The organism is Streptomyces sp. NBC_00078 (assembly GCF_026343335.1).
In the GTDB taxonomy this organism is placed as follows: domain Bacteria; phylum Actinomycetota; class Actinomycetes; order Streptomycetales; family Streptomycetaceae; genus Streptomyces.
Genome location: NZ_JAPELX010000001.1, coordinates 1955016 through 1978330 on the forward strand (window position 1 = coordinate 1955016; position 23315 = coordinate 1978330).

Annotated in this window: 22 protein-coding genes; 10 read left to right on the forward strand and 12 right to left on the reverse strand. The window is 70.5% G+C overall.

What is annotated here, in order from left to right; translation table 11 throughout:
* Positions 1–87: 87 nt before the first annotated feature.
* On the reverse strand, positions 88–885 hold the full coding sequence (locus tag OOK07_RS09075) for an ABC transporter ATP-binding protein (RefSeq protein WP_266511776.1): 798 nt from the start codon (positions 883–885) through the stop codon (positions 88–90).
* Between the two features lie 137 nt (positions 886–1022).
* On the opposite strand from OOK07_RS09075, the gene OOK07_RS09080 reads away from it, so the two are divergent.
* Positions 1023–1811 (forward strand): Rv1486c family protein, encoded by a 789-nt coding sequence (locus OOK07_RS09080; RefSeq protein WP_266795859.1) that lies wholly within the window; start codon positions 1023–1025, stop codon positions 1809–1811.
* A gap of 219 nt (positions 1812–2030) precedes the next feature.
* Here the strand turns inward: OOK07_RS09080 and chpE are convergent, their stop codons facing one another.
* The 3 genes from chpE to OOK07_RS09095 form a co-directional block, all read right to left on the reverse strand.
* Positions 2031–2273 carry a chaplin ChpE gene (gene chpE, locus OOK07_RS09085; RefSeq protein WP_266678593.1) on the reverse strand — a complete coding sequence of 81 codons (243 nt, stop codon included), beginning with the start codon at positions 2271–2273 and terminating at the stop codon, positions 2031–2033.
* A gap of 171 nt (positions 2274–2444) precedes the next feature.
* Positions 2445–3086, reverse strand: coding sequence for a response regulator (locus OOK07_RS09090; protein WP_266678595.1), 642 nt, complete (start codon positions 3084–3086; stop codon positions 2445–2447).
* Positions 3079–4224, reverse strand: a complete 1146-nt coding sequence (locus OOK07_RS09095; protein WP_266678597.1) for a GAF domain-containing sensor histidine kinase — start codon at positions 4222–4224, stop codon at positions 3079–3081. The genes OOK07_RS09090 and OOK07_RS09095 overlap by 8 nt, the downstream gene beginning before the upstream one ends.
* Positions 4225–4449: 225 nt before the next feature.
* Between OOK07_RS09095 and OOK07_RS09100 the strand changes: the two genes are divergently transcribed.
* The 3 genes from OOK07_RS09100 (at position 4450) to OOK07_RS09110 (ending at position 7322) form a co-directional block, all read left to right on the forward strand.
* Positions 4450–5148 (forward strand): SDR family NAD(P)-dependent oxidoreductase, encoded by a 699-nt coding sequence (locus OOK07_RS09100; RefSeq protein ID WP_266678599.1) that lies wholly within the window; start codon positions 4450–4452, stop codon positions 5146–5148.
* Complete coding sequence (locus tag OOK07_RS09105; RefSeq protein WP_266795861.1) at positions 5145–6260, forward strand: S-adenosylmethionine:tRNA ribosyltransferase-isomerase; 1116 nt, start codon at positions 5145–5147, stop codon at positions 6258–6260. Before OOK07_RS09100 ends, OOK07_RS09105 begins: the two co-directional genes overlap by 4 nt.
* Positions 6261–6563: 303 nt before the next feature.
* Positions 6564–7322 (forward strand): transglycosylase SLT domain-containing protein, encoded by a 759-nt coding sequence (locus OOK07_RS09110; RefSeq protein WP_266795862.1) that lies wholly within the window; start codon positions 6564–6566, stop codon positions 7320–7322.
* 106 nt (positions 7323–7428) lie between these two features.
* Here OOK07_RS09110 and OOK07_RS09115 read toward each other — a convergent pair whose 3' ends face one another.
* Complete coding sequence (locus tag OOK07_RS09115; RefSeq protein ID WP_266678605.1) at positions 7429–9948, reverse strand: ABC transporter ATP-binding protein/permease; 2520 nt, start codon at positions 9946–9948, stop codon at positions 7429–7431.
* Positions 9949–10187: 239 nt separating this feature from the next.
* Between OOK07_RS09115 and OOK07_RS09120 the strand changes: the two genes are divergently transcribed.
* Both OOK07_RS09120 and serB read left to right on the forward strand, forming a co-directional pair.
* The gene (locus OOK07_RS09120; RefSeq protein ID WP_266795863.1) at positions 10188–12083 is read left to right on the forward strand and encodes a streptophobe family protein; all 1896 of its coding nucleotides are present in this window, start codon (positions 10188–10190) and stop codon (positions 12081–12083) included.
* A gap of 173 nt (positions 12084–12256) precedes the next feature.
* Positions 12257–13471, forward strand: a complete 1215-nt coding sequence (gene serB, locus OOK07_RS09125; RefSeq protein WP_266678609.1) for a phosphoserine phosphatase SerB — start codon at positions 12257–12259, stop codon at positions 13469–13471.
* Between the two features lie 63 nt (positions 13472–13534).
* Here the strand turns inward: serB and OOK07_RS09130 are convergent, their stop codons facing one another.
* The 4 genes from OOK07_RS09130 to OOK07_RS09145 form a co-directional block, all read right to left on the reverse strand.
* A complete protein-coding gene (locus OOK07_RS09130; protein ID WP_266678611.1) occupies positions 13535–14053 on the reverse strand; it encodes a SixA phosphatase family protein in 519 nt (172 codons plus the stop codon).
* Positions 14054–14118: 65 nt separating this feature from the next.
* Complete coding sequence (locus tag OOK07_RS09135; protein ID WP_266678613.1) at positions 14119–14325, reverse strand: hypothetical protein; 207 nt, start codon at positions 14323–14325, stop codon at positions 14119–14121.
* Positions 14326–14535: 210 nt separating this feature from the next.
* Positions 14536–14652, reverse strand: a complete 117-nt coding sequence (locus tag OOK07_RS09140; RefSeq protein WP_097262240.1) for an SGM_5486 family transporter-associated protein — start codon at positions 14650–14652, stop codon at positions 14536–14538.
* Between the two features lie 53 nt (positions 14653–14705).
* The gene (locus OOK07_RS09145) at positions 14706–16004 is read right to left on the reverse strand and encodes a CynX/NimT family MFS transporter (RefSeq protein WP_266678615.1); all 1299 of its coding nucleotides are present in this window, start codon (positions 16002–16004) and stop codon (positions 14706–14708) included.
* A 70-nt stretch (positions 16005–16074) separates the two neighbouring features.
* On the opposite strand from OOK07_RS09145, the gene OOK07_RS09150 reads away from it, so the two are divergent.
* Complete coding sequence (locus tag OOK07_RS09150) at positions 16075–16764, forward strand: FadR/GntR family transcriptional regulator (protein WP_266678617.1); 690 nt, start codon at positions 16075–16077, stop codon at positions 16762–16764.
* Here the strand turns inward: OOK07_RS09150 and OOK07_RS09155 are convergent.
* From OOK07_RS09155 to fabG, 3 genes are all read right to left on the reverse strand, one after another.
* Positions 16745–17092, reverse strand: coding sequence for a hypothetical protein (locus tag OOK07_RS09155; RefSeq protein ID WP_266678619.1), 348 nt, complete (start codon positions 17090–17092; stop codon positions 16745–16747). The genes OOK07_RS09150 and OOK07_RS09155 overlap by 20 nt on opposite strands.
* A gap of 192 nt (positions 17093–17284) precedes the next feature.
* Entirely contained in the window at positions 17285–18052 is a 768-nt protein-coding gene (fabI, locus tag OOK07_RS09160) for an enoyl-ACP reductase FabI (protein WP_266678621.1), read from the reverse strand.
* 5 nt (positions 18053–18057) lie between these two features.
* Complete coding sequence (gene fabG, locus OOK07_RS09165) at positions 18058–18762, reverse strand: 3-oxoacyl-[acyl-carrier-protein] reductase (RefSeq protein ID WP_266678623.1); 705 nt, start codon at positions 18760–18762, stop codon at positions 18058–18060.
* 251 nt (positions 18763–19013) lie between these two features.
* On the opposite strand from fabG, the gene OOK07_RS09170 reads away from it, so the two are divergent.
* Genes OOK07_RS09170 through tyrS form a run of 3 tightly spaced genes read left to right on the forward strand, consistent with a single transcriptional unit; the run spans position 19014 to position 23253 of the window.
* The gene (locus tag OOK07_RS09170) at positions 19014–20537 is read left to right on the forward strand and encodes a TldD/PmbA family protein (RefSeq protein WP_266795866.1); all 1524 of its coding nucleotides are present in this window, start codon (positions 19014–19016) and stop codon (positions 20535–20537) included.
* Positions 20534–21928, forward strand: a complete 1395-nt coding sequence (locus OOK07_RS09175) for a metallopeptidase TldD-related protein (RefSeq protein ID WP_266795867.1) — start codon at positions 20534–20536, stop codon at positions 21926–21928. Before OOK07_RS09170 ends, OOK07_RS09175 begins: the two co-directional genes overlap by 4 nt.
* A gap of 56 nt (positions 21929–21984) precedes the next feature.
* Positions 21985–23253: a tyrosine--tRNA ligase gene (gene tyrS, locus OOK07_RS09180; RefSeq protein WP_266795869.1), complete on the forward strand. Its 1269-nt coding sequence runs from the start codon at positions 21985–21987 to the stop codon at positions 23251–23253.
* The last annotated feature ends 62 nt before the right edge of the window (positions 23254–23315 follow it).

Sequence of the window (23315 nt, forward strand, 5' to 3'; positions counted from 1 at the left end):
GCGGGTCCCGCCTCGGACAGGGCGCGATGTGGTGAGGAGGGCTTCTTACCCGTGTTTTCGCGGGTACTTCACAGAGTCAGGACAGAGTCAGGACAGCGGCAGGCCCTGAGCGGTCCAACGGTCGCCCACCTGTTCCACGACGAGCGGGAGGCCGAAGCAGAGGGAGAGATTGCGGGAGGTGAGCTCGAGCTCCAGCGGGCCCGCGGCGAGAACCTTGCCCTGACGGATCATCAGGACGTGGGTGAAGCCCGGGGCGATCTCCTCGACGTGGTGGGTCACCATGATCATCGAGGGGGCGATCGGGTCGCGGGCGAGCCGGCCGAGGCGGCGTACGAGGTCCTCTCGGCCGCCGAGGTCGAGGCCGGCGGCGGGCTCGTCGAGGAGGAGGAGCTCGGGGTCGGTCATCAGGGCGCGGGCGATGAGGGTGCGCTTGCGCTCGCCCTCGGAGAGGGTGCCGAACTTGCGGTCCACGTACTCGGTCATGCCGAGGCGGTCGAGGAAGGCGCGGGCGCGCTGCTCGTCGATGTCCTCGTAGTCCTCGTGCCAGCCGGCGGTCATGCCGTACGCGGCGGTCAGCACGGTCTGCAGGACGGTCTGGCGCTTGGGGAGCTTGTCGGCCATGGCGATGCCGGCCATGCCGATGCGCGGGCGCAGTTCGAAGACGTCGGTGCCGGGCTTGCCGAGGGTCTCGCCGAGGATGGCCGCCGTGCCCGTGCTGGGGTAGAGGTAGCTGGACGCGACGTTCAGGAGGGTGGTCTTGCCGGCGCCGTTCGGGCCGAGGATGACCCAGCGCTCGCCTTCCTTGACCGACCAGGAGACCTGGTCCACCAGAGCCCGGCCCTCCCGGACCACGGATACGTCCTGAAGCTCCAGAACATCGCTCATGAGCGCGTTGTCTCCCCTTGCAGTGTGACCGGTCTCGGCATCTCGGCGGTCGCGGGCGCCTGTGGCGCCGCCCTCGAAGAAATCTACGCCACCGGTCGGCAGCTCCATTCCATCGGTCCGGTCCTTAGGGTGGAGGCATGCTGTCGGAACCACGTTCAGGACGCCTTGCCGCTTGGGGAAACGCCCTTTTGGCCGGACTTGTCTCACCTGACGACGCCGTGCTCGCGATCGTCGGGGACGACGCACTGCACAGGATGGAGGGGCTGCCCGGGGAGTCGGGGCCGGTCGGGCTCACGCTCGCGCTGGGGCGGCTGCGGGCGCTCGGCGTGACGGGGCTGCGGCTCGCGCTGCCCGCGCCGGGGCATCCGTTGGGCCTGAGCGGGCCGGCGGAGTTCAATGCGCGGGCAATAGAGGCCGAGGAGGCGGTCGTCTGTTACGGCGCCGCGCTCGGGCTGGTTCCCGAGGTGTACGAGGCCGGGCCCGACGGCGATGTGCATGTCGAGGTCGTCTGGCACTGTCTGGCGGTGCGGGAGGCTCCGCCGGCCGACGTGCCCTCGCTGGGCGAGGCCGAGCGGGAGCTGGCCGAGGCGTTGCGGGAGGCCACCGAGGTTCTGGCCCGGTTGGACGTCGCGGCGTCGGGGCCGGTGGCGGAGGCGGCGATCGACGCGTATCGGGCGCGGGCCGAGCGGGAGCGGGAGGTGCTGGCACCCGGGTATCCGCCGCGGGCGGTGCGGGTGCTGGAGCTGGCGCAGCGGATCGGGTTGTTGATCTCCCTCGCCCAGGAGAACGGGCACGGGGGTGCGGTCAGCTCCGCCGAGATGGCGGCGCGGTCGGGGGTGTTGCGGCCGGTGGAGCGGGTGGCTCGGCGGGCTCAGGTCGCTGCGTACAACTCCGTTGTGGAGGAGCGGGAGCGGGGGGTTCGGTGAGCCTGTTTGTCCTGGGTGACCGGAGTTCGGGTGGCCGCTTCTGGGGGCTCTGCCCCCAGGCCCCCGTATCGGCCTGAACGGCCTCGTCCTCAAACGCCGGACGGGCTGATGTTGCCCGACCGGCGTTGTACAGGTCTGCGTGTGACACCGGGCGAAAACTGACCGGCCTCCCGGGAATGCTCGGGAGGCCGGAGGTCTATGCACGCCGTGTGGCGGTCGTCAGCGGTTGACGCCCAGGTTGCCGAAGGCGGGGTTCAGGACGCCGATGACGTTCACGCTGTTGCCGACCGCGTTCACCGGGATGTGAACCGGGGCCTGGACGAGGTTGCCCGAGACGATGCCCGGGGAGCCCACGGCCGTGCCATCGGCGTGCGCGTCAGTGGCGGAAGCCATGCCGGCACCAGCGGCGATCAGGCCGCCGGCCACCATCGTCACGGCCGCTGCCTTCTTCAGGTTCTTCACTTTCTTAGCCCTCCCTAGCGGTAGCCGCGGCAATCGCCGCAGCACGCACTGGAGAACGGCGGAGATCCACGAAGGATGCGCCATCCGGGGGACATTCCCACGACGGTATGAATCTCAGCCCGGAAGGGAACCCTCCGTATTGCCGCTGCGTACCGGCGCGAGCGGCGCGTATCAGCCGGTCACGCCGTGGCGTACTGCCCACAGCGCCGCCTGGGTGCGGTCCGCCAGGTCGAGCTTCATCAGGATGTTCGAGACGTGGGTCTTCACGGTCTTCTCGGACAGGACGAGGGCACGCGCGATCTCCCGGTTCGAGCGGCCGTCCGCTATCAGGCCGAGCACCTCGCGCTCCCGCTCCGTGAGTGAACCGCCTCTCCCCTGGCCCGAGTTGGCCCCTTCCTGGGCCAACAGGGCGCCCGCCACCTCGGGTTGGAGCAGGATGTGCCCGGCGTGGACCGAGCGGATGGCTCCGGCGAGCGCGTCCGGGTCCACGTCCTTGTAGACGTAACCGGCGGCGCCCGCGCGCAGGGCCGGGACCACCGTGCGCTGTTCGGTGAAGCTGGTGACGATCAGTACGCGCGCGGGGTTCGCCAGCTCTCGGAGCCTGCGGAGCGCGTCGACCCCGTCCATGCCCGGCATCTTGACGTCCATCAGGACGATGTCGGGCTGCAACTCCTCGGCGCGGGCGACTCCTTCGGCGCCGTCGGCCGCCTCGCCCACGACCTCGATGTCGTCCTGCACTTCGAGGAACGTACGCAGGCCGCGGCGGACCACCTGGTGGTCGTCGACGAGCAGCACCTTGATTGGGTCAGCCACCGGGGACCTCCATCTCGATCGTGGTGCCCTTGCCGGGCTCCGATTGCACCGTCAGCCTGCCGCCGACCCCGCTCGTGCGGTCGCGCATGGACACCAGGCCCAGATGGCGTCCGGCCCGTCGTATCGACTGGGGGTCGAAGCCGCTGCCGTCGTCCGTCACGCGCAGAGCGACTGCGGTGCCGCGCCGGGCCAGCGCCACCTCCACGTGCTCCGCCCCGGAGTGCCGCAGGGCGTTGTGCAGGGCCTCCTGGGCGACGCGCAGCAGGGCTTCCTCCTGCGCGGCGGGCAGTGCGCGCACGCCGCAGCTGTCGAAGGTCACGCGCGCGGTGTGGGCACGGTCGAGGACGTGGATCTGGGTGCGCAGGGTGGCGACGAGGCCGTCCTCGTCGAGGGCCGCGGGGCGCAACTCGACGACGGCGGCGCGCAGTTCGTCGGCCGCCTCGGCGGCGAGCACGGCCACCTGCTGCAGCTCGCCCTTGGCGCGGGACGGGTCACGGTCGACGAGGGCCGCGGCGGCCTGGGCGGTCAGGCGCAGGGAGAAGAGCTTCTGGCTGACTGCGTCGTGCAGTTCGTGCGCGAGGCGGGAGCGCTCCTCGGCGATCGTCAGCTCGCGGCTGCGCTCGTACAGGCGGGCGTTGGTGAGGGCGATCGCGGCGTGCTGGGCGAGGATGGCGAGCAGGTCCTCGTCCTCCTCGGTGAAGCCACAGCCGCCTTTCGGCTTCGGGCAGGTCTTGTTGGCGAGGAAGAGCGCGCCGATGACCTCGTCGCCGTCCTTGATGGGGAGGCCCAGGAAGTCGGACATGTCGGGGTGAGCGGAGGGCCAGCCCTCGAAGCGGGGGTCCTCGCGCACGTCGGCGAGGCGCTCGATCTTCGCCTCCTGCAGCATGGCGGCGAGGATGCCGTGCTGGCGGGGGAGCGGGCCGATGGCCTTCCACTGGGCGTCGCTCATGCCGTCGACCACGAACTGGGCGAAGCCGCCGTGGTCGTCGGGGACGCCGAGCGCCGCGTACTGCGCGTCGAGCAGCTCGCGGGCCGAGGCGACGATCGTCTTGAGGACGTCACGCACCTCGAGGTGCCTGCTCATGGCCAGCAGCGCGGAACTCACCGCTGCGAGGCCGGACCGGGGGCCTTGGCTCATGTCCTCAAGGTACCGGCGGGGTGTGACACCGCGGATCGGACCTGTGACGGCGGGGCCTGCGCCGGTGGACCTAGGGCCGGTGGCCTAGGTCCTGGGTCCGGGGCCCGCGGCTTAGGCCGAAGGGCCCCGGCTGTCTGCGGCCCGCGTCCGAGGCGGCGCGGGCGGGCCCGTTCCTACGGTGATGTCACCGCCGATCGACAGGCGGGCTGGACGAGGGGAAGTGTCATGCCGGTAGCGATCATCACGGGGGCCTCGAAGGGGCTCGGACGGGCGCTCGCCGAGGCGCTGGCCGCGCGCGGCTGGGATCTGGTGCTCGACGCCAGGAGCGAGGGGGCCCTCACCGAGGCGGCAGGGGCCGTATCGGCGTACGGCACGCGCGTGACCGCCGTGCCCGGGGACGTCACGGACTCCGCTCACCGGGCGGAGCTGGTGGCGGCCGCGTGGAAGCTGGGCGGCGTCGATCTGCTGGTGAGCAACGCCAGTGCGCTGGGCGCCGAGCCGCTCGTACGGCTGGAGAATCTGGCCCTTGAGGGGCTGCGGCGGGCGCTGGAGGTGAACGTGGTGGCCGCGCTGGGCCTGGTCCAGGAGGCGCTGCCGCTGCTGCGCGCGTCCGAGGCAGGCTCGGTGATCGCGGTCAGCTCGGACGCGGCCGCCGAGGCCTACGAGACGTGGGGCGGGTACGGGTCGTCCAAGGCCGCCCTGGACCAGCTCGCGGCCGTGCTGGGCGAGGAGGAGCCCGGGCTACGGGTGTGGGCGGTCGATCCGGGGGACATGGCCACGGACCTGTACGCGGCGGCCGTACCGGACGACGACGATCCGCGGCCGGCGCCCGCCAGTGTGGTGCCGGCCTTCCTCCGGTTGCTGGAGGAGCGTCCGGCGAGCGGCCGCTATGCGGCTTCGGCGCTGCTGGAGGTGCAGGGATGACGGTGGCGGTGAAGGTGCCGGAGGAGTTGTCGGCCCGCCTCCCGGTCGAGCAGCGTGGGCCCGGGCTCGACCGGGATGCCGTACGGCTGCTCGTGTCGCGCGGGACCGAGGTGTCGCACCACGCGTTCACGGAGTTGCCGCGGCTGCTGCGGGCCGGCGATCTGCTCGTCGTGAACACCTCGCCCACGCTGGCCGCCGCCGTGGACGGGTGGGTCGGGCACGCGCGCGTGGTGGTGCACTTCTCCACGTGCGGCGACGACGGGCGGTGGGCGGTGGAGCTGCGGGATACCGACGGGAGGGGCACCACACGCGCGCGTGTGGATCCCGACGGGAAGGGCACTGCACGCGCGCGTGCGGGTGGGCCCGCGGGGAAGGAGGTGTGTCTGCCCGGCGGCGTGCGGCTACTCCTGGAGGAGCCGCTGAGCGTGGGTGGCGAGCGTTTGCGGTGGGCGCGGGCTTCGGGGGCGGAGGTCCTCGGGATGCTGCGGGAGCACGGGCGGCCCATCCGCTACTCCTATACGGAGCGGGACCAGCCGCTGTCCGTGTACCAGACGGTGTTCGCGCTGCCGTCGGCCGACGGCGCGGGCAGTGCGGAGATGCCGAGTGCGGCCCGGCCCTTCACGGCGCGGCTGGTCACGGAGCTGGTGAGCCGCGGGGTGCAGTTCGCGCCCGTCACCCTGCACACCGGGGTCGCCTCGGCGGAGGCACATGAGCCGCCGTATCCGGAGAGGTTCTCGGTGCCGGAGGCGTCGGCACGGCTGATCAACGCCGCGAAGGCGGGGGACGGCAGGGTCGTCGCGGTGGGGACGACCGCCGTGCGGGCCGTGGAGTCGGCGGCCGGGACCGACGGCGTCGTACGCGCGCGTGCGGGGTGGACGGACCTCGTCGTCACCCCGGAGCGCGGGGTGCGGGTGGTGGACGGACTGCTGACCGGGCTGCATGAGCCGCAGGCCTCGCATCTGCTGATGCTGGAGGCGATCGCCGGCCGGGCCGCGGTCGACCGCAGCTACGAGGAGGCGCTGCACGGGCTCTACCTGTGGCACGAGTTCGGGGACATCCACCTCATCCTCCCGCAGGAGTCTCCTCACACAGAGCATTGCTCCAGCAACTAGCGGTGAGACCGCTATGGGCTCGATGTGAGCCCGCGCATAGGGCGCAGATCACGTACGAAGCACGTTAGGAGATAAACCGTCCCCTTTTGAGCGGGACAGACAGTCTGGTCTGTCCCATTTTGCCCTTCCCTGGTCAACTACCCGGGATCGTACGTCACACCTTTGCCACGGCATTTTGCGGCCGCTAAGAATGGCTGCTGTCGCTCGACGCCGCGGGTTCCCCCCGCGGCGTTTGTGCGGGAAGGACCCGTGTCCCCCGCCGGACAGAGAGCGACTCCGCGCTATTCGAAGAGGTCCGTTGCCATGCCCAAGAACACCGATTTTCGCCGACTCAGTCGCTCGCTGAACCGCCACCACAAGATCGCCATAGCCGGTGTCGCCACCCTCGGTGCCGCCGCCATCGCGTTCTCCGCGGTCCCCAGCAACGCCGAGACGACCACGAACGAGGCCACCGTTTCCACAGCCAAGGTGGCGTACGGCTCCGGCCAGGTGAAGGACGTCAAGGCCAGCGTCACCGACCAGCTCGCCGGTGCCAGCCTGAAGGCCCAGGCCATCGAGGCCAAGGCCGCCGCGAAGAAGAAGACCGCGGCCGCTGCCGCCGCGAAGAAGAAGGCGGCCGCCGAGGCCGCCGCCAAGAAGAAGGCCGCTGCCAAGAAGGCCGCCGCCGCGCGCAAGGCGAAGGAGGCCGCGAGCCGGTCCGCCAAGCGCGCCGCGCTGAAGAAGGCCTCGCCGAGGTACTACGCCAACAACCTCGACGGCTGGATCAAGCACAGCCTCGACATCATGAAGAACAAGGGCATCCCGGGTTCCTACAACGGCCTCCACCGCAACATCATGCGGGAGTCCTCGGGCAACCCGAACGCCATCAACGGCTGGGACATCAACGCCATCAACGGCATCCCGTCGAAGGGGCTGCTGCAGGTCATCCCGCCGACCTTCAGCGCCTACCACGTCTCGGGCACGTCCTGGAACATCTACAACCCGGTCGCCAACATCACCGCCGCCGCCAACTACGCGGCCGACAAGTACGGCTCGATCGACAACGTCAACAGCGCGTACTGAGGTCAGCGCGGACCTCTGCACGTGAACGCCGAAGGGCGGCACCCCCTGACGGGTGCCGCCCTTCGCGGTCGTATCAGAACTGCTTGCGCATGACCTGTGGTCAGAACTACTTGCGCATGACTTCCGGCTCGTGGCGACGCAGGAAGCGGGCCACGAAGAAGCCGCAGATGATGCCGAGGACGATCAGGGCGGCCATGTCCATGCCCCAGGCGCCGACGGTGTGCTGCCACAGCGGGTCGTTGCTCTTGTCCTTGCCTGGCGGGCTGATCTTGTTGAAGTCGAGTGTGGCGCCGGCCGCGGCGACCGCCCAGCGGGACGGCATCAGGTAGGAGATCTGGTTGGCGCCGATCGAGCCGTTCAGGGTGAACAGGCAGCCGGTGAACACGACCTGGATGATCGCGAACATGACCAGCAGCGGCATGGTCTTCTCGGCCGTCTTCACCAGCGACGAGATGATCAGGCCGAACATCATCGAGCTGAAGCCCAGCGCCATGATCGGCACGGAGAGCTCGATCAGTGTGGCGCTGCCGAAGACCAGACCCTCCTTGGGGATCTCGCGGCTGGCGAAGCCGATGACGCCGACCATCAGGCCCTGCAGCACGGTGACCACGCCGAGCACGAAGACCTTGGACATCAGGTAGGCCGAACGGGACAGGCCGGTGGCGCGCTCCCGCTCGTAGATGACCCGTTCCTTGATCAGCTCACGGACGGAGTTCGCGGCTCCGGCGAAGCAGGCGCCGACCGCGAGGATCAGCAGGACCGTGGTGGCCGTGCCGTTCGGGACGGGCTGTCCGGTGGCCTGGTTGATCATCGGGTTGGGCAGCAGGCCCTTCCCCGAGTCGATGAGCAGGCTCACCGAGCCGAGGACGAGCGGCAGGATCACCGTCAGGGCCAGGAAGCCCTTGTCGGATGCGATGACCGAGGTATAGCGGCGCACCAGCGTGACGAACTGAGACATCCAGCCCTGCGGCTTGGGCGGCTTCATCGCCTGCATCGGCGGCATCTGTACGGACTGCGGCGCAACGGCGTCGATGTCCGCGGCGTACATCTGGTAGTGCTGCGAGCCCTTCCAGCGGCCCGCCCAGTCGTAGTCGCGGTAGTTCTCGAAGGCGGAGAAGACGTCGGCCCAGGTGTCGTAGCCGAAGAAGTTCAGTGCCTCATCCGGCGGGCCGAAGTAGGCGACCGAGCCGCCCGGCGCCATCACCAGGAGCTTGTCGCAGATCGCCAGCTCGGCCACCGAGTGGGTGACGACGAGAACGGTGCGGCCGTCGTCGGCGAGACCGCGCAGCAGCTGCATGACGTCGCGGTCCATGCCCGGGTCGAGACCGGAGGTCGGCTCGTCCAGGAAGATCAGCGACGGCTTGGTGAGCAGCTCCAGGGCCACCGAGACGCGCTTGCGCTGGCCACCGGAGAGGGAGGTGACCTTCTTCTCCTTGTGGATGTCCAGCTTCAGCTCGCGCAGCACCTCGTCGATGCGGGCCTCGCGCTCGGCGGTCGTGGTGTCGGCCGGGAAGCGGAGCTTGGCCGCGTACTTGAGGGCCTTCTTGACGGTCAGCTCCTTGTGCAGGATGTCGTCCTGCGGGACCAGACCGATGCGCTGGCGCAGCTCGGCGAACTGCTTGTACAGGTTCCGGTTGTCGTAGAGGACATCGCCCTGGTTGGCGGGCCGGTAGCCGGTGAGCGCCTTGAGCAGGGTCGACTTGCCGGAGCCGGACGGGCCGATGACCGCGATCAGCGACTTCTCGGGTACGCCGAAGGAGACGTCCTTGAGGATCTGCTTGCCGCCGTCGACCGTGACGGTCAGGTGGCGGGCCGAGAAGGAGACCTCACCGGTGTCGACGAACTCCTCGAGGCGGTCTCCGACCAGCCGGAACGTGGAGTGGCCGACGCCCACGATGTCGTTCGGGCCGAGCAGCTGGGAGCCGCCCTTGGTGATCGGCTGGCCGTTGACGTACGTGCCGTTGTGCGAGCCCAGGTCGCGGATCTCGAAGCGGCCGTCGGGGGTGGCGTGGAACTCGGCGTGGTGGCGGGAGACCTGCAGGTCGGAGACGACCAGCTCGTTCTCCAGCGCACGGCCGATGCGCATCACACGGCCCAGCGAGAACTGGTGGAACGTGGTCGGGCTGCGGTCGCCGTAGACCGGCGGCGCCCCCGCGCCACCACCGGGGCCCTGCTGCTGCGGGATCGGCGCGGCCTGCTGCGGTTGCTGCCAGCCTGCCTGCGGTGCCTGCTGCTGCGGTGGTGCCTGCTGCGCCCAGCCGGGGCTCGCGCCCTGTGCGGCGTACGGCTGCTGCTGAGGCTGAGGCCGAGCCTGCGGTGAGGCCACGCCGGCCGCCGCGCCGCCGACGCTCACGAGCGGGCCGTCGGTCGCGTTGCCGAGGTGCACCGCCGAGCCGGGCCCGATTTCCATCTGATGGATCCGCTGCCCCTGCACGAACGTGCCGTTGGTGGAGCCGTGGTCCTCGATGACCCAACTACGGCCGCCCCAGCTGATCGTGGCGTGACGCCAGGACACCCTGGCGTCGTCGAGCACGATGTCGCCCTGCGGATCGCGTCCGAGGGTGTACGGCCTGGACGGATCGAGCGTCCAGGTGCGTCCATTCAATTCCAGTACGAGTTCCGGCACTCCAGCCCCACTGAGTAGTCCCCCGAGTTACCCCCATCACAGGGAGTCTAGGGATGTCGAACATCGTCGGGAACTATTTCAGGCTCGCCCCCCTGACCGAAAGTCGGGCCTGGTGAAGATCACGCACGTACGCGTCGGCCGGTTCCGTTGACGGGGTTGAAACCGACCCGGAGAGTGGTAATCCACGCGAGGGGGACATGCGCGGCCACCGTGCCGTGCTGCGGATCGGGGGGTCTGCGATGAGCGCGTCGTCGAGGTTCGAGACCGCGAAGAACGGCACGCGCGGCACACAAGTGCCGTGGGGAGATGTTGTGTTGTCCGCGATCGCCTCCGTGAGCTGGGCGTTGATCGGGATGGCGGGCACGGCGGCGCTCGGCCTGCATCTGCTGGAGGCGGACGCGTCGGGTTCGCTCGGCCCGATGACCGCGGCGGTCGTGGCACTGGGGGCCGGCGGTTCGGTGACCCCGTCGGGCGATGTGTCCGCGTTCGGGTTGAAAGGTGCGGAGGCCCACACGGCCGTCACGATCACGCCATTGGGTGTCAGCCTCGTCGGCGCGCTTTTGCTGTCCTGGTTCTTCCTACGGTCCCTGCGTGCGGCCGGAGTTGTGATCGCGCCGGCCGAACTCCTCGCGCGCGCGGGCGCGGTGGTGGCGCTGTTCGTGGCGATGCTGGGGGGGCTTACCTGGGCGGGTCACGACGTCATCACGATCGACGGGGGCTCGCTGGGACTGGACAAGCTGCCCGGTGGCGGGGGTGGCGATGGCGGCGTCAACATCCCGGGTCTGGGCGACATCAGTGACATCGGTGGGTTGCTGCCCGACAACATCGGCAACCTCATCCACGCGAAGGCGGCGGTCGGTTTCACCGTCGACACGGCGCCCACGCTGCTCGGCGGGCTCGGCTGGTCGGCCGGCATCCTGCTGATCGCCCTGCTGGCCTCGCGCCGCACCCCTCTGCCGCGCGGCTGGGAGGCCGTGCACAGGGTCGTCCGGCCGGCGGTGTCGGCGGTCGTCGCGGTGATGCTGGTGGCGGTGGCGGCGGGCTGCGCGGCGGCAGTGTACGCGGCGATCGGTGACGACCATCCCAAGCGGATCTTCGGCGCCGCGCTGCTCGGCGCACCCAATGGCACCTGGCTCGGCATCCCGATCGGCCTGTTCGTTCCGTACGACGGCAGTGCGACGGGCGCGCTGACCAAGGTCCTGCCCCACCCGCTCGACGGCCTGCTCACCGCGAAGACCGACCGGTCGGTGACGCTGGGGCGGCTGGCGGACCTGGACGGCCGCGTGTGGCTGCTGGCGGTGGCGGCGGCCGTGCTGATGCTCCTGGCGGGGGTGCTGACCGCGGTACGGACGCCGGTCGCCGTCGGGGGTGGCCCGGCGGGGGCGGGCCCTGCGGGCGTACGGGGGCCGGGCGCCCTCGGCCACGCGGGGCGGTGTGCGGTGCGGCTGGGCGTCGTCGCCGCGTTGACTCTGCCGCTGCTCGCGTGGCTGACGGAGGTGTCGGTGGACGCCTCGCTGTCGGTGCTGGGCTTCGATGCGTTCGGCGCCGGGATCGAGCTGCAGGGTCACCTCGGCATGGCACTGCTCCTGGGCGCTCTGTGGGGTGCGGGGGCCGGGGCCGCCGGGGCGCTGCTGGCACGGGCGTCCGGCGCTGCGGGGAGGCGGGCGGCGCCGCTTGCGCTGAGCGGCGCGCCAGGGGCGGCGCCGGCCGGGGGCGCCGATCATCCGCAGTACGCGCGCGAGGCCGGGGCTGCGGCTGGGACCGGAATGCCTGCCGGCGAGGCGGCCACGCCGGGAGATGCTTCGGGGCCGTACACACCCGGTGCGTCCTACCGGGCTCCGAACCCCGCCACCAATCCGTATCTGCGGCTGCCGGACGAGCTGCGGGAACCGGAACCGGAGGACGTACGGCCGCGGTCCGGCGAGAGGCGAGGGCCCGGCAAGCCGCCGCCCGACGCCGGCAACAGCGGCGTGTACGGCGCGCCCACGGTGGCGCGGCCGCTCGGTGGTCCGCCTCCGCGATCGCCGCGCCGTCCGCCCAGGCCGCAGCCCGGAAACCGGTCGCCTTCCTCACCGGACGAGGGCCCGCCTCCGCCTCCTCCTCCCCCGCCAGGAAGGCCCAAGGGCCGCCCGTGAGCCTGACGCGTCGGTGGTGCCGGTGTGACTGCGCCCGTCGTCGACCGCGGCAGTCGGCGCGGACGTGGCCGACTCTTCAGCAGGCCGTCATGCGGCCGACACCCACTGTTCCGTGTCCGCTAGGCGGACCGCGGCGGCGGTAGGCACTGCGTGCCGGATACGGTGGGTACACCATGAGCGCATCGCAGACCTCGACCTCTGACGTTCCCACTCTCCTCGTCAAGATCTTCGGCAAGGACAGGCCGGGAATCACGGCCGGTCTCTTCGACACCCTCGCCGCCTACTCCGTCGACGTGGTCGACATCGAGCAGGTCGTCACCCGTGGCCGGATCGTGCTGTGCGCGCTCGTGACCCCTCCGGCGGACGGACTCGAGGGGGATCTGCGGGCGACCGTCCACAGCTGGGCCGAGTCGATGAAGATGCAGGCCGAGATCATCTCCGGCCACGGTGACAACCGGCCACGAGGCCTCGGACGCTCCCTGGTCACCGTGCTCGGGCATCCGCTCACGTCGGAGGCGACCGCCCGGATCACCGCCAAGATCACCAAGGCCGGCGGCAACATCGACCGCATCTTCCGCCTCGCGAAGTACCCCGTGACGGCGGTCGAGTTCGCGGTCTCCGGCGTCGAGACCGAACCCCTGCGCACCGCGCTGGTGACGGACGCGGCGGCACTCGGTGTCGACGTGGCGGTCGTCGCGGCGGGGCTGCACCGGCGGGCGCAGCGGCTGGTCGTCATGGACGTCGACTCCACCCTCATCCAGGACGAGGTGATCGAGCTCTTCGCCGCCCACGCGGGCTGCGAGGACAAGGTCGCCGACGTGACGGCTGCGGCGATGCGCGGCGAGCTGGACTTCGAGCAGTCACTGCACGCGCGCGTGGCGCTCCTGGAGGGGCTCGACGCCTCCGTGGTGGACAAGGTGCGCAGTGAGGTACGGCTGACACCCGGTGCCCGCACCCTGATCCGCACGCTGAAGCGGCTCGGGTACCAGGTGGGTGTGGTGTCGGGTGGGTTCACCCAGGTCACCGACGACCTCAAGGAGCGGCTCGGGCTCGACTTCGCCCAGGCCAACACCCTGGAGATCGTCGACGGGAAGCTGACCGGCAAGGTCACCGGCGAGATCGTCGACCGCGCGGGCAAAGCACGGCTGCTGCGCCGGTTCGCCGCCGAGGCGGGCGTACCGCTCGCCCAGACCGTGGCGATCGGCGACGGCGCCAACGACCTTGACATGCTGAACGCGGCCGGTCTCGGTGTCGCCTTCAACGCCAAGCCGGTCGTACGGGAGGCGGCGCACACCGCGGTGAACGTGCCCTTCCTCGACACGGTCCTGTACCTGCTGGGCGTCACCCGCGAAGAGGTCGAGGCGGCGGACACCCACGACGAGGAGTGAGCGTCCCTGACGTCCAGGGGCCCGGCACCGTGGTGGTGCCGGGCCCCTCGGTCGTGGTGTCGGCTACTCGGTCGGCGCCCAGTAGTCGAGCAGTGTGGCCACGGCCGGCTCCAGGCTCTTCCAGGAGCCCTCGAAGGACAGGACGGCGAAGGCGGCGGCCGGGAAGCCCCGGCGGTCCATCCGCTCGCGGGCGTCGCCTTCGGACGAACCGGCCAGGACGTCGGCGAGGCCCTGCACGCCAGGGTTGTGACCGATGAGTACGGCGTTCTGCGCGTCGTCGGGGACCTCGTTGAGCAGCGCGATCAGCTCGCCCGGCGAGGCCTCGTAGATCCGCTCTTCATAGACGGTCTTCGGCCGGTGCGGGAACTCGTGGACGGCGAACTTCCAGGTCTCGCGGGTCCGGAGCGAGGTGGAGCAAAGGGCCAGATCGAAGGGGATGCCGGTGTCGACCAGCTTGCGTCCGGAGACTGCGGCGTCCGATCGGCCCCGCTCCGCGAGGGGGCGCTCGTGGTCCGCGACCTGTGGCCAGTCGGCTTTCGCATGCCGGAAAAGGACGATCCTGCGGGGTTCTGCGACGCTCATGGGATCCAGCTTCGCATGAAACAGGCCACAGGGCGCGGGTAGTTGACCAGCGGTCCAGCCGGTGTTCAACGCGCTATGAGCTGCTGCGCCCGCTCGAACAGGTGGGCGATAGCCGGGTCGCTCGCCGCCGCCTGCGCGTCCGTCGGATTCAGCATCAGCGCGAGGAGCACGATGAAGGCGAGCGTCGGCAGAACGAGGGCCCACCAGGGCAGCCGGATGTCCACGCCACCCGTGGACGCCGGGTGGGGCCGGGTGTGCGTGTGGGCCGACATGGATGCCTCCGCGGGTCTTCGAGTGGTCGGTGGCCCGCCTCTCGCGGCCACACTCCGAAGTTACGGACTCCGCAGTCCTCAACCCATCCGGAGATCCACCCAGTTGACCCTGACACTCACCCCCTAAGGGATGGTGGTGCTAGCACCACCATCGGGTCCCGGCACCGGATCCCGCTGCCGGGTCCCGCTACCGGGCCCCTGCCCGGGGCGTCACGGCGAGGCGATCGTCGCGATGACGGCGATGATCACGAAGATGGCGAGGAACGAGCCGAAGACGAGCAGCATCTTCTTCTGGCCGTTCTGGGGATTCGGGTCGAGCACTGGCATACGGCAAGTCTCGCACCACGCGCCCGCGACCGTTCGCCCGGGGGTCAGCGGGGTCAGCGGGCCGCCTCGTCCTCCACCGTGCGATTGCGCCCGGCCAGGACGCCGACCAGCATCTGCGGGACCATCAGCGCGGCCATGAGCGCGATCGGCAGACCCCAGCCGCCGCTGTGCTGGTAGAGCACGCCCACCAGGAGGGGGCCGGGGATGGAGATCAGATAGCCGGTGCTCTGCGCGAAGGCCGACAGCTGGGCGACGCCCGCGCCGGTCCTGGCCCGCATGCCGACCATCGTGAGGGCGAGCGGGAAGGCGCAGTTGGCGATGCCGAGCAGTAGTGCCCAGACCCAGGCCCCGGCGGCCGGTGCGAGATACAGGCCGGCGTAACCGGCGAGTCCGCAGGCGCCCAGCGCGATCACGATCGGCCCCTGGTGCGGCAGCCTGGCGGCGACCCGCGGGATGACGAAGGCCAGCGGGACGCCCATCACCATGGTGACGGCGAGCAGCAGCCCCGCCGTGCCCGCGGGCACTCCCGCGTCCCGGAAGATCTGCGCCATCCAGCCCATCGTGATGTAGGCGGCGGTGGCCTGGAGCCCGAAGAAGACGGCGAGTGCCCAGGCGGTACGGCTCCGGGTGATCCGCAGCGCGGGTGCCTCCACGCGCGCGTGCTCCCTCGGTACGGCCGGCTGCTCGGCGGGCTCCGGCCCCCGCTGTCGTACGAACGGGATCCACGGCACCACCGCCGTCACGGCGAGAGCCGCCCACACCGCGAGCCCCGACTGCCAGCTTCCGCCCAGTGCGTCGGTCAGGGGCACGGTCACGGCCGCCGCGGCGGCCGTGCCCAGGGCGAGGGCCATCGAGTAGAGGCCGGTCATGGAGCCCACCCGGTCCGGGAACCAGCGCTTGACGATGACCGGCATCAGGACGTTGCTGACCGCGATGCCCATGAGGGCGAGCGCGCTCGCGGCCAGGAAGCCGGCCGTGCTGCCCGTGTACGGCCGTATGAGCAGGCCCGCGGTGATGGCGACCATGCCCGCGCACACCACCGCGCCCGGCCCGAAACGGCGGGCGAGGCGCGCTGCCGTGACGCCGAAGACGGCGAAGCAGAGCGGGGGCACGGAGGTGAGCAGTCCGGCCACGCTGCCGCTCATGCCGAGTCCGTCACGGACCTCTTCGAGGAGCGCGCCGAGGCTGGTGATGGCGGGGCGGAGGTTGAGCGCCGACAGGACGATGCCGATCACGAGCAGTCGCATCGTCCACGCGCGCGTGGCGGGTCGCTGGGGCTCGTCCGCGGCCGGACTGCGCACGGCCGGGGATGTCGTCGTCCTGGTTTCCTGGCTTGCCATGACACCCATCATAGAATCATGGGATGATTGGTTGTCCACTGCCGGGCCGGCCGCTCCCGGCCATCTCGTGCGAAGGTGTGCCATGCCCCTGAGTCACCCCCGCCGTTCGGCGCTGTCCGAGCAGGTCATCGCGGCCCTGCGGCACCAGATCACCTCGGGCGAGTGGCCGGTCGGCTCACGCATCCCGACGGAGCCGGAGCTGGTCGAGCAGCTCGGCGTCGCACGGAACACCGTCCGTGAGGCCGTCCGCGCACTCGCGCACAACGGCCTGCTGGACATCCGCCAAGGCTCCGGCACCTATGTCGCGGCGACCAGTGAACTGGCGGGTGTGATGCACCGCCGCTTCGCCGACGCGGACCCGCGGCACATCGCCGAGCTGCGCGCCACGCTGGAGTCGGCGGCCGCGCGGCTGGCCGCCGGGCGGCGCACGGAGAAGGACCTCAAGCAGCTCGACGCGCTTCTCGTGCGGCGCGAGGAGGCCTGGGAGTCCGGCGAGACGGAGGCGTTCGTGACGGCGGACGCGACCTTCCACCTGGCGGTGGTGGCGGCGTCCCACAACGACGTGATGAGCGCGATGTACGCGGACCTCGGCGAGGTGCTGCGGGACTGGCTGCGCGAGGACGTCGGCGCGGAGCTGACACCGGAGACGTACATGGACCACACCCGGCTGGTCGACGCGATCCGCGCGGGGGACGCCGAGGCGGCCGGCGTCGAGGCGGCGAGTTACCCGTTCCTGTGCCGTCCCGGACGGTTCACCGTTTCTGGTGGCTGATCCACACCGAGCGGACTTCCTCCCAGCACCGTCCGGTGAGCCGTACGGTCATCGCCGGGCCGGTGTCGACCCGCACACCGTCGGTGTCGATGTCCCACCACCGGGCGCACTCGACGTGCAGGCTGACGCCGTCGGTCTGCGGATACGGGTTGTGGCAGTACGTGGTCACATGGGAGCCGGTGACCTTGGTGCGGCACGCCGCACCGAAGGGCTGCGGGGAGGGGGGCTTCCCGGGCTGCACGCGCGCGTGGGGAAGCGCTTCGCACGGCAGGGACATCACGAGAGCGACGGCGACGGTCACTGAGGCCAGACTGCGGAACAGGCGCACAAGGAGACCTCCTCGGCCGTGCTGGGGAGGGAATCACGTGCTGAACACGTAATCCAGAGTGCGCAGTTGAGCCCGGACCCGCCCGGCCGGATAGGCCGAACGGGTGATATGCGCAGGGCGCGCGCCCGGCGGGACGCGCGCCCTGGATCGTCGGTCAGACCGCAGCGGCAACGGCAGCCGCAGCGACAGCGATCACGCGCCGATGGCGTGCAGACCGCCGTCCACGTGGATGATCTCGCCCGTGGTCTTCGGGAACCAGTCGCTCAGCAGGGCGACGATGCCCTTGCCGGCCGGCTCCGGGTCCTTGAGGTCCCACTCCAGCGGGGAACGCTCGTCCCAGACGGCGGCCAGGTCGCTGAAGCCCGGGATGGACTTGGCTGCCATGGAGCCGAGCGGGCCCGCGGAGATGAGGTTGCAGCGGATGTTCTGCTTGCCCAGGTCGCGCGCGATGTAGCGGCTGGTGGCCTCCAGGGCGGCCTTGGCCGGGCCCATCCAGTCGTACTGCGGCCAGGCGTACTGCGCGTCGAAGGTGAGGCCGACGACCGAGCCGCCGTTCTGCATCAGCGGCAGGCAGGCCATCGTGAGCGACTTCAGGGAGTACGCCGAGACGTGCATGGCCGTGGCGACCGACTCGAACGGCGTGTTCAGGAAGTTGCCGCCGAGCGCGTCCTGCGGCGCGAAGCCGATGGAGTGGACGACGCCGTCGAGGCCGCCCAGCTCCTCACCGACGACGTCGGCCAGACGGCCGAGGTGCTCGTCGTTCGTCACGTCGAGCTCGATGACCTTGGTGGGCTTCGGCAGCTTCTTGGCGATGCGCTCGGTCAGCGTGGGCCGCGGGAACGCGGTCAGGATGATCTCGGCGCCCTGCTCCTGGGCCTGCTTGGCGGCGTGGAAGGCGATGGAGGACTCCATCAGCACACCGCTGATCAGGACACGCTTGCCCTCGAGAATTCCGCTCATGGTGATCAGTGACCCATTCCCAGTCCGCCGTCAACAGGGATGACGGCTCCAGTGATGTACGAGGCGTCGTCGGAGGCGAGGAACCGCACCGTCGCGGCCACCTCCTCCGGCTGCGCGTAGCGGCCGAGCGGCACCTGCTTCACGATGCCCTCACGCTGCTCGTCGGTGAGCGCCTTGGTCATGTCGGTGTCGACGAAGCCGGGCGCGACCACGTTGAAGGTGATGTTGCGTGAGCCCAGCTCACGGGCGAGGGAGCGCGCGAAGCCGACGAGGGCAGCCTTGGAGGCGGCGTAGTTGGCCTGGCCGGGGCCGCCGAACAGCCCGACGACCGAGGAGATGAGGACGACGCGGCCCTTCTTGGCGCGCAGCATCCCGCGGTTGGCACGCTTGACCACACGGAAGGTGCCGGTGAGGTTGGTGTCGATGACCGAGGTGAAGTCCTCCTCGGACATGCGCATCAGGAGCTGGTCCTTGGTGATGCCGGCATTGGCCACGAGGACCTCGACCGGGCCGTGCTCGGCCTCGATCTCCTTGTAGGCCTGCTCCACCTGCTCGGTGTCGGTGATGTCGCACTTGACGGCCAGGAAGCCTGCCGGCGGCTCACCCGAGCGGTACGTGATCGCGACCTTGTCGCCGGCGTCGGCGAATGCGCGGGCGATGGCGAGGCCGATGCCCCGGTTGCCTCCGGTGACGAGAACCGAGCGGCTCAACGGATCACCCTTTCGATTGCGGTCTGAATACCCCCGCCCGAACACCTGGATGACAGGCGGCTTCCTCGGAAACCTATCGGGCCCGGGCCGCCCGCGGACAATCGGGCACCGACAGTGGCTTAGGGGACTCGCTGTCGGATCCCTACAGAAAGGTGCCGACCGCACCGGCAAACGTGTGGTCCGCCGGCCGGTCGCCACGACATGATCGGAGCAACCGCCGGTCACTGTCATGCCAACAGGAAGAGACGCAGGTGCCTCATACCATCGACGAAGCCTTCAGGGCACTTCCCCTACGCGCCCTCGCCGACGCCGCGCTCGCCCGCGCGCGTGCGCTGGGCGCCGAGCACGCGGACTTCCGGTTCGAGCGGGTGCGCAGCGCGTCCTGGCGGCTGAGGGACGCCAGGCTCGCCGGGTCGTCGGACACCACCGATCTGGGGTACGCGGTGCGCGTCGTGCATGGCGGTACCTGGGGTTTCGCCTCGGGGGTGGATCTGAGGCTCGACGCGGCCGCCAAGGTCGCCTCGCAGGCGGTGGCGATGGCGAAACTGTCCGCCCAGGTGATCAAGGCAGCCGGCTCGGACGAGCGCGTGGAGCTGGCCGACGAGCCCGTGCACGCCGACCGGACCTGGATCTCGTCGTACGAGATCGATCCCTTCTCCGTACCCGACGAGGAGAAGTCGGCGCTGCTGGCGGACTGGAGTTCACGGTTGCTCGCGGCCAACGGCGTCAACCACGTCGACGCCTCGCTGCTCACCGTGCACGAGAACAAGTTCTACGCCGATACGGCGGGGACCGTGACGACGCAGCAGCGCGTCCGGCTGCATCCGCAGCTGACGGCCGTGGCGGTCGACGAGACGAGCGGTGAGTTCGACTCGATGCGGACCATCGCGCCGCCCGTCGGACGCGGCTGGGAGTACCTCACCGGCACCGGCTGGGACTGGGAGAGCGAGCTGGAGCAGATCCCGGAGCTGCTCGCCGAGAAGATGCGCGCGCCGAGCGTCGAGGCGGGTCTGTACGACCTGGTCGTCGACCCGTCCAACCTGTGGCTGACCATCCACGAGTCCATCGGTCACGCCACCGAACTGGACCGCGCGCTCGGCTACGAGGCCGCCTACGCCGGCACCTCCTTCGCCACCTTCGACCAGCTCGGCAAACTGAGGTACGGCTCCGAGCTGATGAACGTCACCGGTGACCGCACCGCCGAGCACGGCCTGGCGACCGTCGGCTACGACGACGAGGGCGTGGCGGGCCAGTCCTGGGACCTGGTGAAGGACGGCACGCTGGTCGGCTACCAGCTGGACCGGCGGATCGCGAAGCTGACCGGCTTCGATCGCTCCAACGGCTGCGCGTTCGCCGACTCCCCCGGGCATGTGCCCGTACAGCGCATGGCCAACGTGTCGCTGCAGCCGGATCCGGCCGGGATGTCGACCGACGACCTGATCGGCGGGGTCGACCGCGGGATCTACGTCGTCGGGGACCGGTCCTGGTCGATCGACATGCAGCGCTACAACTTCCAGTTCACGGGCCAGCGGTTCTTCAGGGTCGAGAACGGGCGGATCACCGGGCAGCTGCGGGACGTCGCGTACCAGGCGACGACCACCGACTTCTGGGGCTCGATGGCCGCGGTGGGCGGCCCGCAGACCTACGTCCTCGGCGGCGCCTTCAACTGCGGCAAGGCCCAGCCGGGTCAGGTCGCCGCGGTTTCGCACGGCTGCCCGTCGGCCCTCTTCAAGGGCGTCAACATCCTCAACACCACGCAGGAGGCCGGTCGATGAGCGCCCGCACCAACAAGCCGCACGACATCGTCGAGCGGGCCCTGGAGCTGTCCGCCGCCGATGGCTGCGTCGTGATCGCCGACGAGCACTCGACCGCCAACCTGCGCTGGGCGGGCAACACGCTCACGACGAACGGCGTCACGCGCGGGCGCACCCTCACGGTCGTCGCGACCGTCGACGGCAGGGAGGGCACCGCCTCGGGTGTCGTCTCGCGCTCGGCCGTGACCGTGGACGAGCTGGAGCCGCTGGTCCGGGCCGCCGAGGCCGCCGCGCGTGCCGCAGGGCCCGCGGAGGACGCGCAGCCGCTGGTCACGGGCGTGACACAGGCGCCGGACTTCACGGACGCGCCCGCGGAGACGACCTCCGCCGTGTTCGCCGACTTCGCTCCGGCGCTCGGCGAGGCCTTCGCACGCGCGCGTGCGGGCGGCCGTGAGCTGTACGGCTTCGCCAACCACGAGCTCGTGTCGAGCTACGTCGGTACGTCGACGGGTCTGCGCCTGCGTCACGACCAGCCCAACGGGACGCTGGAGCTGAACGCCAAGTCGCCGGACCGTACGCGCTCGGCGTGGGCGGGCCGTTCCACGCGGGACTTCAAGGACGTCGACCCGGCGGCGCTGGACGCGGAGCTCGCCGTGCGCCTCGGCTGGGCCGAGCGACGCGTCGAGCTGCCGGCCGGGCGCTACGAGACGCTGCTGCCGCCGACCGCCGTCGCGGACCTGCTGATCTATCAGCTGTGGTCGGCCTCGGGCCGGGACGCGGTCGAGGGGCGCACGGTGTTCTCCAGGCCGGGTGGCGGCACGCGCGTGGGCGACAGGCTCAGCGAGCTGCCGCTGACCCTGCGCAGCGACCCGAACGAGCCGGGCCTGGAGTCGGCTCCCTTCGTGATCGCGCATTCCTCCGAGGGTGACCAGTCGGTCTTCGACAACGGCCTGCCGCTCGCCGCCACCGACTGGGTCCGCGAGGGCGAGCTCCGGCACCTCACGACCAGCCGGCACAGCGCGGGCCTGACCGGGCTGCCCGTTGCCCCGGCCATCGACAATCTCGTCCTGACCGGCGGCGACGACCGCTCCCTGGACGAGATGGTCGCCGGCACGGAGCGCGGTCTGCTGCTGACGTGCCTGTGGTACATCCGCGAGGTGGATCCGGCGACGCTGCTGCTGACCGGCCTGACCAGGGACGGCGTCTACCTCGTCGAGAACGGCGAGGTGGCGGGCGAGGTGAACAACTTCCGGTTCAACGAGTCGCCGATCGACCTGCTGGGGCGCGCGACGGAGGCGGGACGCACGGAAAAGACGCTGCCCAGGGAGTGGGGCGACTGGTTCACTAGGGCTGCGATGCCCGCGCTGCGGGTGCCGGACTTCAATATGAGCTCTGTCAGTCAGGGCGTATAACCTCGTAGCCGGTAGTCGCCCGGCTGCCTGATGATCACCAAGGAGATACGAGAACCGTGACGGACATCGTCGACGAACTGAAGTGGCGCGGGCTGATCGCCCTCTCCACTGACGAGGACGCATTGCGCAAGGCGTTCGCGGACGGTCCTGTCACGTTCTATTGCGGCTTCGACCCGACCGCGCCCAGCCTGCACCTCGGTAATCTCGTGCAGATCCTGACGATGCGCCGGATCCAGCAGGCGGGCAACCGTCCGCTGGGCCTGGTCGGGGGTGCCACCGGTCTGATCGGTGACCCGAAGCCGAACTCCGAGCGCACGCTCAACGCGCCCGAGGTCGTCGCCCAGTGGGTCGAGCGGCTGCGCGGCCAGATCGCCCCGCTGCTGGACTTCGAGGGCCCGAACGCGGCGGTCATGGTCAACAACCTGGACTGGACCCAGGGCATGTCGGCCATCGAGTTCCTGCGGGACGTCGGCAAGCACTTCCGCGTGAACAAGATGATCGCGAAGGAGGCCGTCGCCCGGCGCCTGGAGTCCCAGGAGGGCATCAGCTACACGGAGTTCAGCTACCAGATCCTGCAGGGCATGGACTACCTGGAGCTGTTCCGGCGGTACGGCTGCACGCTGCAGACCGGCGGCAGCGACCAGTGGGGCAACCTCACCTCGGGCACCGACCTGATCCACAAGGTCGAGCCGGACGCGGTGGTGCACGCGCTGGGCACGCCGCTGATCACCAAGGCCGACGGCACCAAGTTCGGCAAGACGGAGTCCGGCACGGTCTGGCTCGACCCCGAGATGACCACGCCGTACGCCTTCTACCAGTTCTGGCTGAACGCGGACGACCGGGACGTCTCCAAGTTCCTGCGCATCTTCAGCTTCCGCTCCCGCGAGGAGATCGAGGAGCTGGAGAAGCAGACGGAGGAGCGTCCGCAGGCCCGGGCCGCTCAGCGTGCTCTGGCCGAGGAGCTGACGACGCTGGTGCACGGCGCCGGCCAGACGGCCGCCGTGACCGCCGCGTCCAGGGCTCTGTTCGGGCAGGGCGAGCTGGCGGACCTCGATGAGAAGACGCTGACCGCGTCCCTCTCCGAGGTGCCGCACATCCAGGTCTCCGAGCTGGGGCTCGTCGTCGACCTCCTGGCCGAGGTCGGCCTGGTGGCCAGCAAGTCGGCCGCGCGCCGGACCGTGAAGGAGGGCGGCGCCTACGTGAACAACGTGAAGGTCGCCGCGGAGGACGCCGTGCCGGCCGAGGAGGATCTGTTGCACGGGCGGTGGCTGGTGCTGCGCCGGGGCAAGAAGAACCTGGCCGCGGTCGAGGTCACAGGAGCCTAGACCGCGCACGAAGGGGGCGGACTTCCTCGCATGGGGCGTCCGCCCCCTTCGTCGTGCCTGCC

What these genes read in the sequence shown, in the direction of transcription:
- OOK07_RS09075 (WP_266511776.1), bottom strand. Translation starts at nt 885, where the DNA reads ATGAGCGATGTTCTGGAGCTTCAGGACGTATCCGTGGTCCGGGAGGGC.
- OOK07_RS09080 (WP_266795859.1), top strand. Translation starts at nt 1,023, where the DNA reads ATGCTGTCGGAACCACGTTCAGGACGCCTTGCCGCTTGGGGAAACGCC.
- OOK07_RS09095 (WP_266678597.1), bottom strand. Translation starts at nt 4,224, where the DNA reads ATGAGCCAAGGCCCCCGGTCCGGCCTCGCAGCGGTGAGTTCCGCGCTG.
- OOK07_RS09100 (WP_266678599.1), top strand. Translation starts at nt 4,450, where the DNA reads ATGCCGGTAGCGATCATCACGGGGGCCTCGAAGGGGCTCGGACGGGCG.
- OOK07_RS09105 (WP_266795861.1), top strand. Translation starts at nt 5,145, where the DNA reads ATGACGGTGGCGGTGAAGGTGCCGGAGGAGTTGTCGGCCCGCCTCCCG.
- OOK07_RS09110 (WP_266795862.1), top strand. Translation starts at nt 6,564, where the DNA reads ATGCCCAAGAACACCGATTTTCGCCGACTCAGTCGCTCGCTGAACCGC.
- OOK07_RS09120 (WP_266795863.1), top strand. Translation starts at nt 10,188, where the DNA reads ATGAGCGCGTCGTCGAGGTTCGAGACCGCGAAGAACGGCACGCGCGGC.
- serB (WP_266678609.1), top strand. Translation starts at nt 12,257, where the DNA reads ATGAGCGCATCGCAGACCTCGACCTCTGACGTTCCCACTCTCCTCGTC.
- OOK07_RS09130 (WP_266678611.1), bottom strand. Translation starts at nt 14,053, where the DNA reads ATGAGCGTCGCAGAACCCCGCAGGATCGTCCTTTTCCGGCATGCGAAA.
- OOK07_RS09135 (WP_266678613.1), bottom strand. Translation starts at nt 14,325, where the DNA reads ATGTCGGCCCACACGCACACCCGGCCCCACCCGGCGTCCACGGGTGGC.
- OOK07_RS09140 (WP_097262240.1), bottom strand. Translation starts at nt 14,652, where the DNA reads ATGCCAGTGCTCGACCCGAATCCCCAGAACGGCCAGAAGAAGATGCTG.
- OOK07_RS09145 (WP_266678615.1), bottom strand. Translation starts at nt 16,004, where the DNA reads ATGATGGGTGTCATGGCAAGCCAGGAAACCAGGACGACGACATCCCCG.
- OOK07_RS09150 (WP_266678617.1), top strand. Translation starts at nt 16,075, where the DNA reads ATGCCCCTGAGTCACCCCCGCCGTTCGGCGCTGTCCGAGCAGGTCATC.
- fabI (WP_266678621.1), bottom strand. Translation starts at nt 18,052, where the DNA reads ATGAGCGGAATTCTCGAGGGCAAGCGTGTCCTGATCAGCGGTGTGCTG.
- OOK07_RS09175 (WP_266795867.1), top strand. Translation starts at nt 20,534, where the DNA reads ATGAGCGCCCGCACCAACAAGCCGCACGACATCGTCGAGCGGGCCCTG.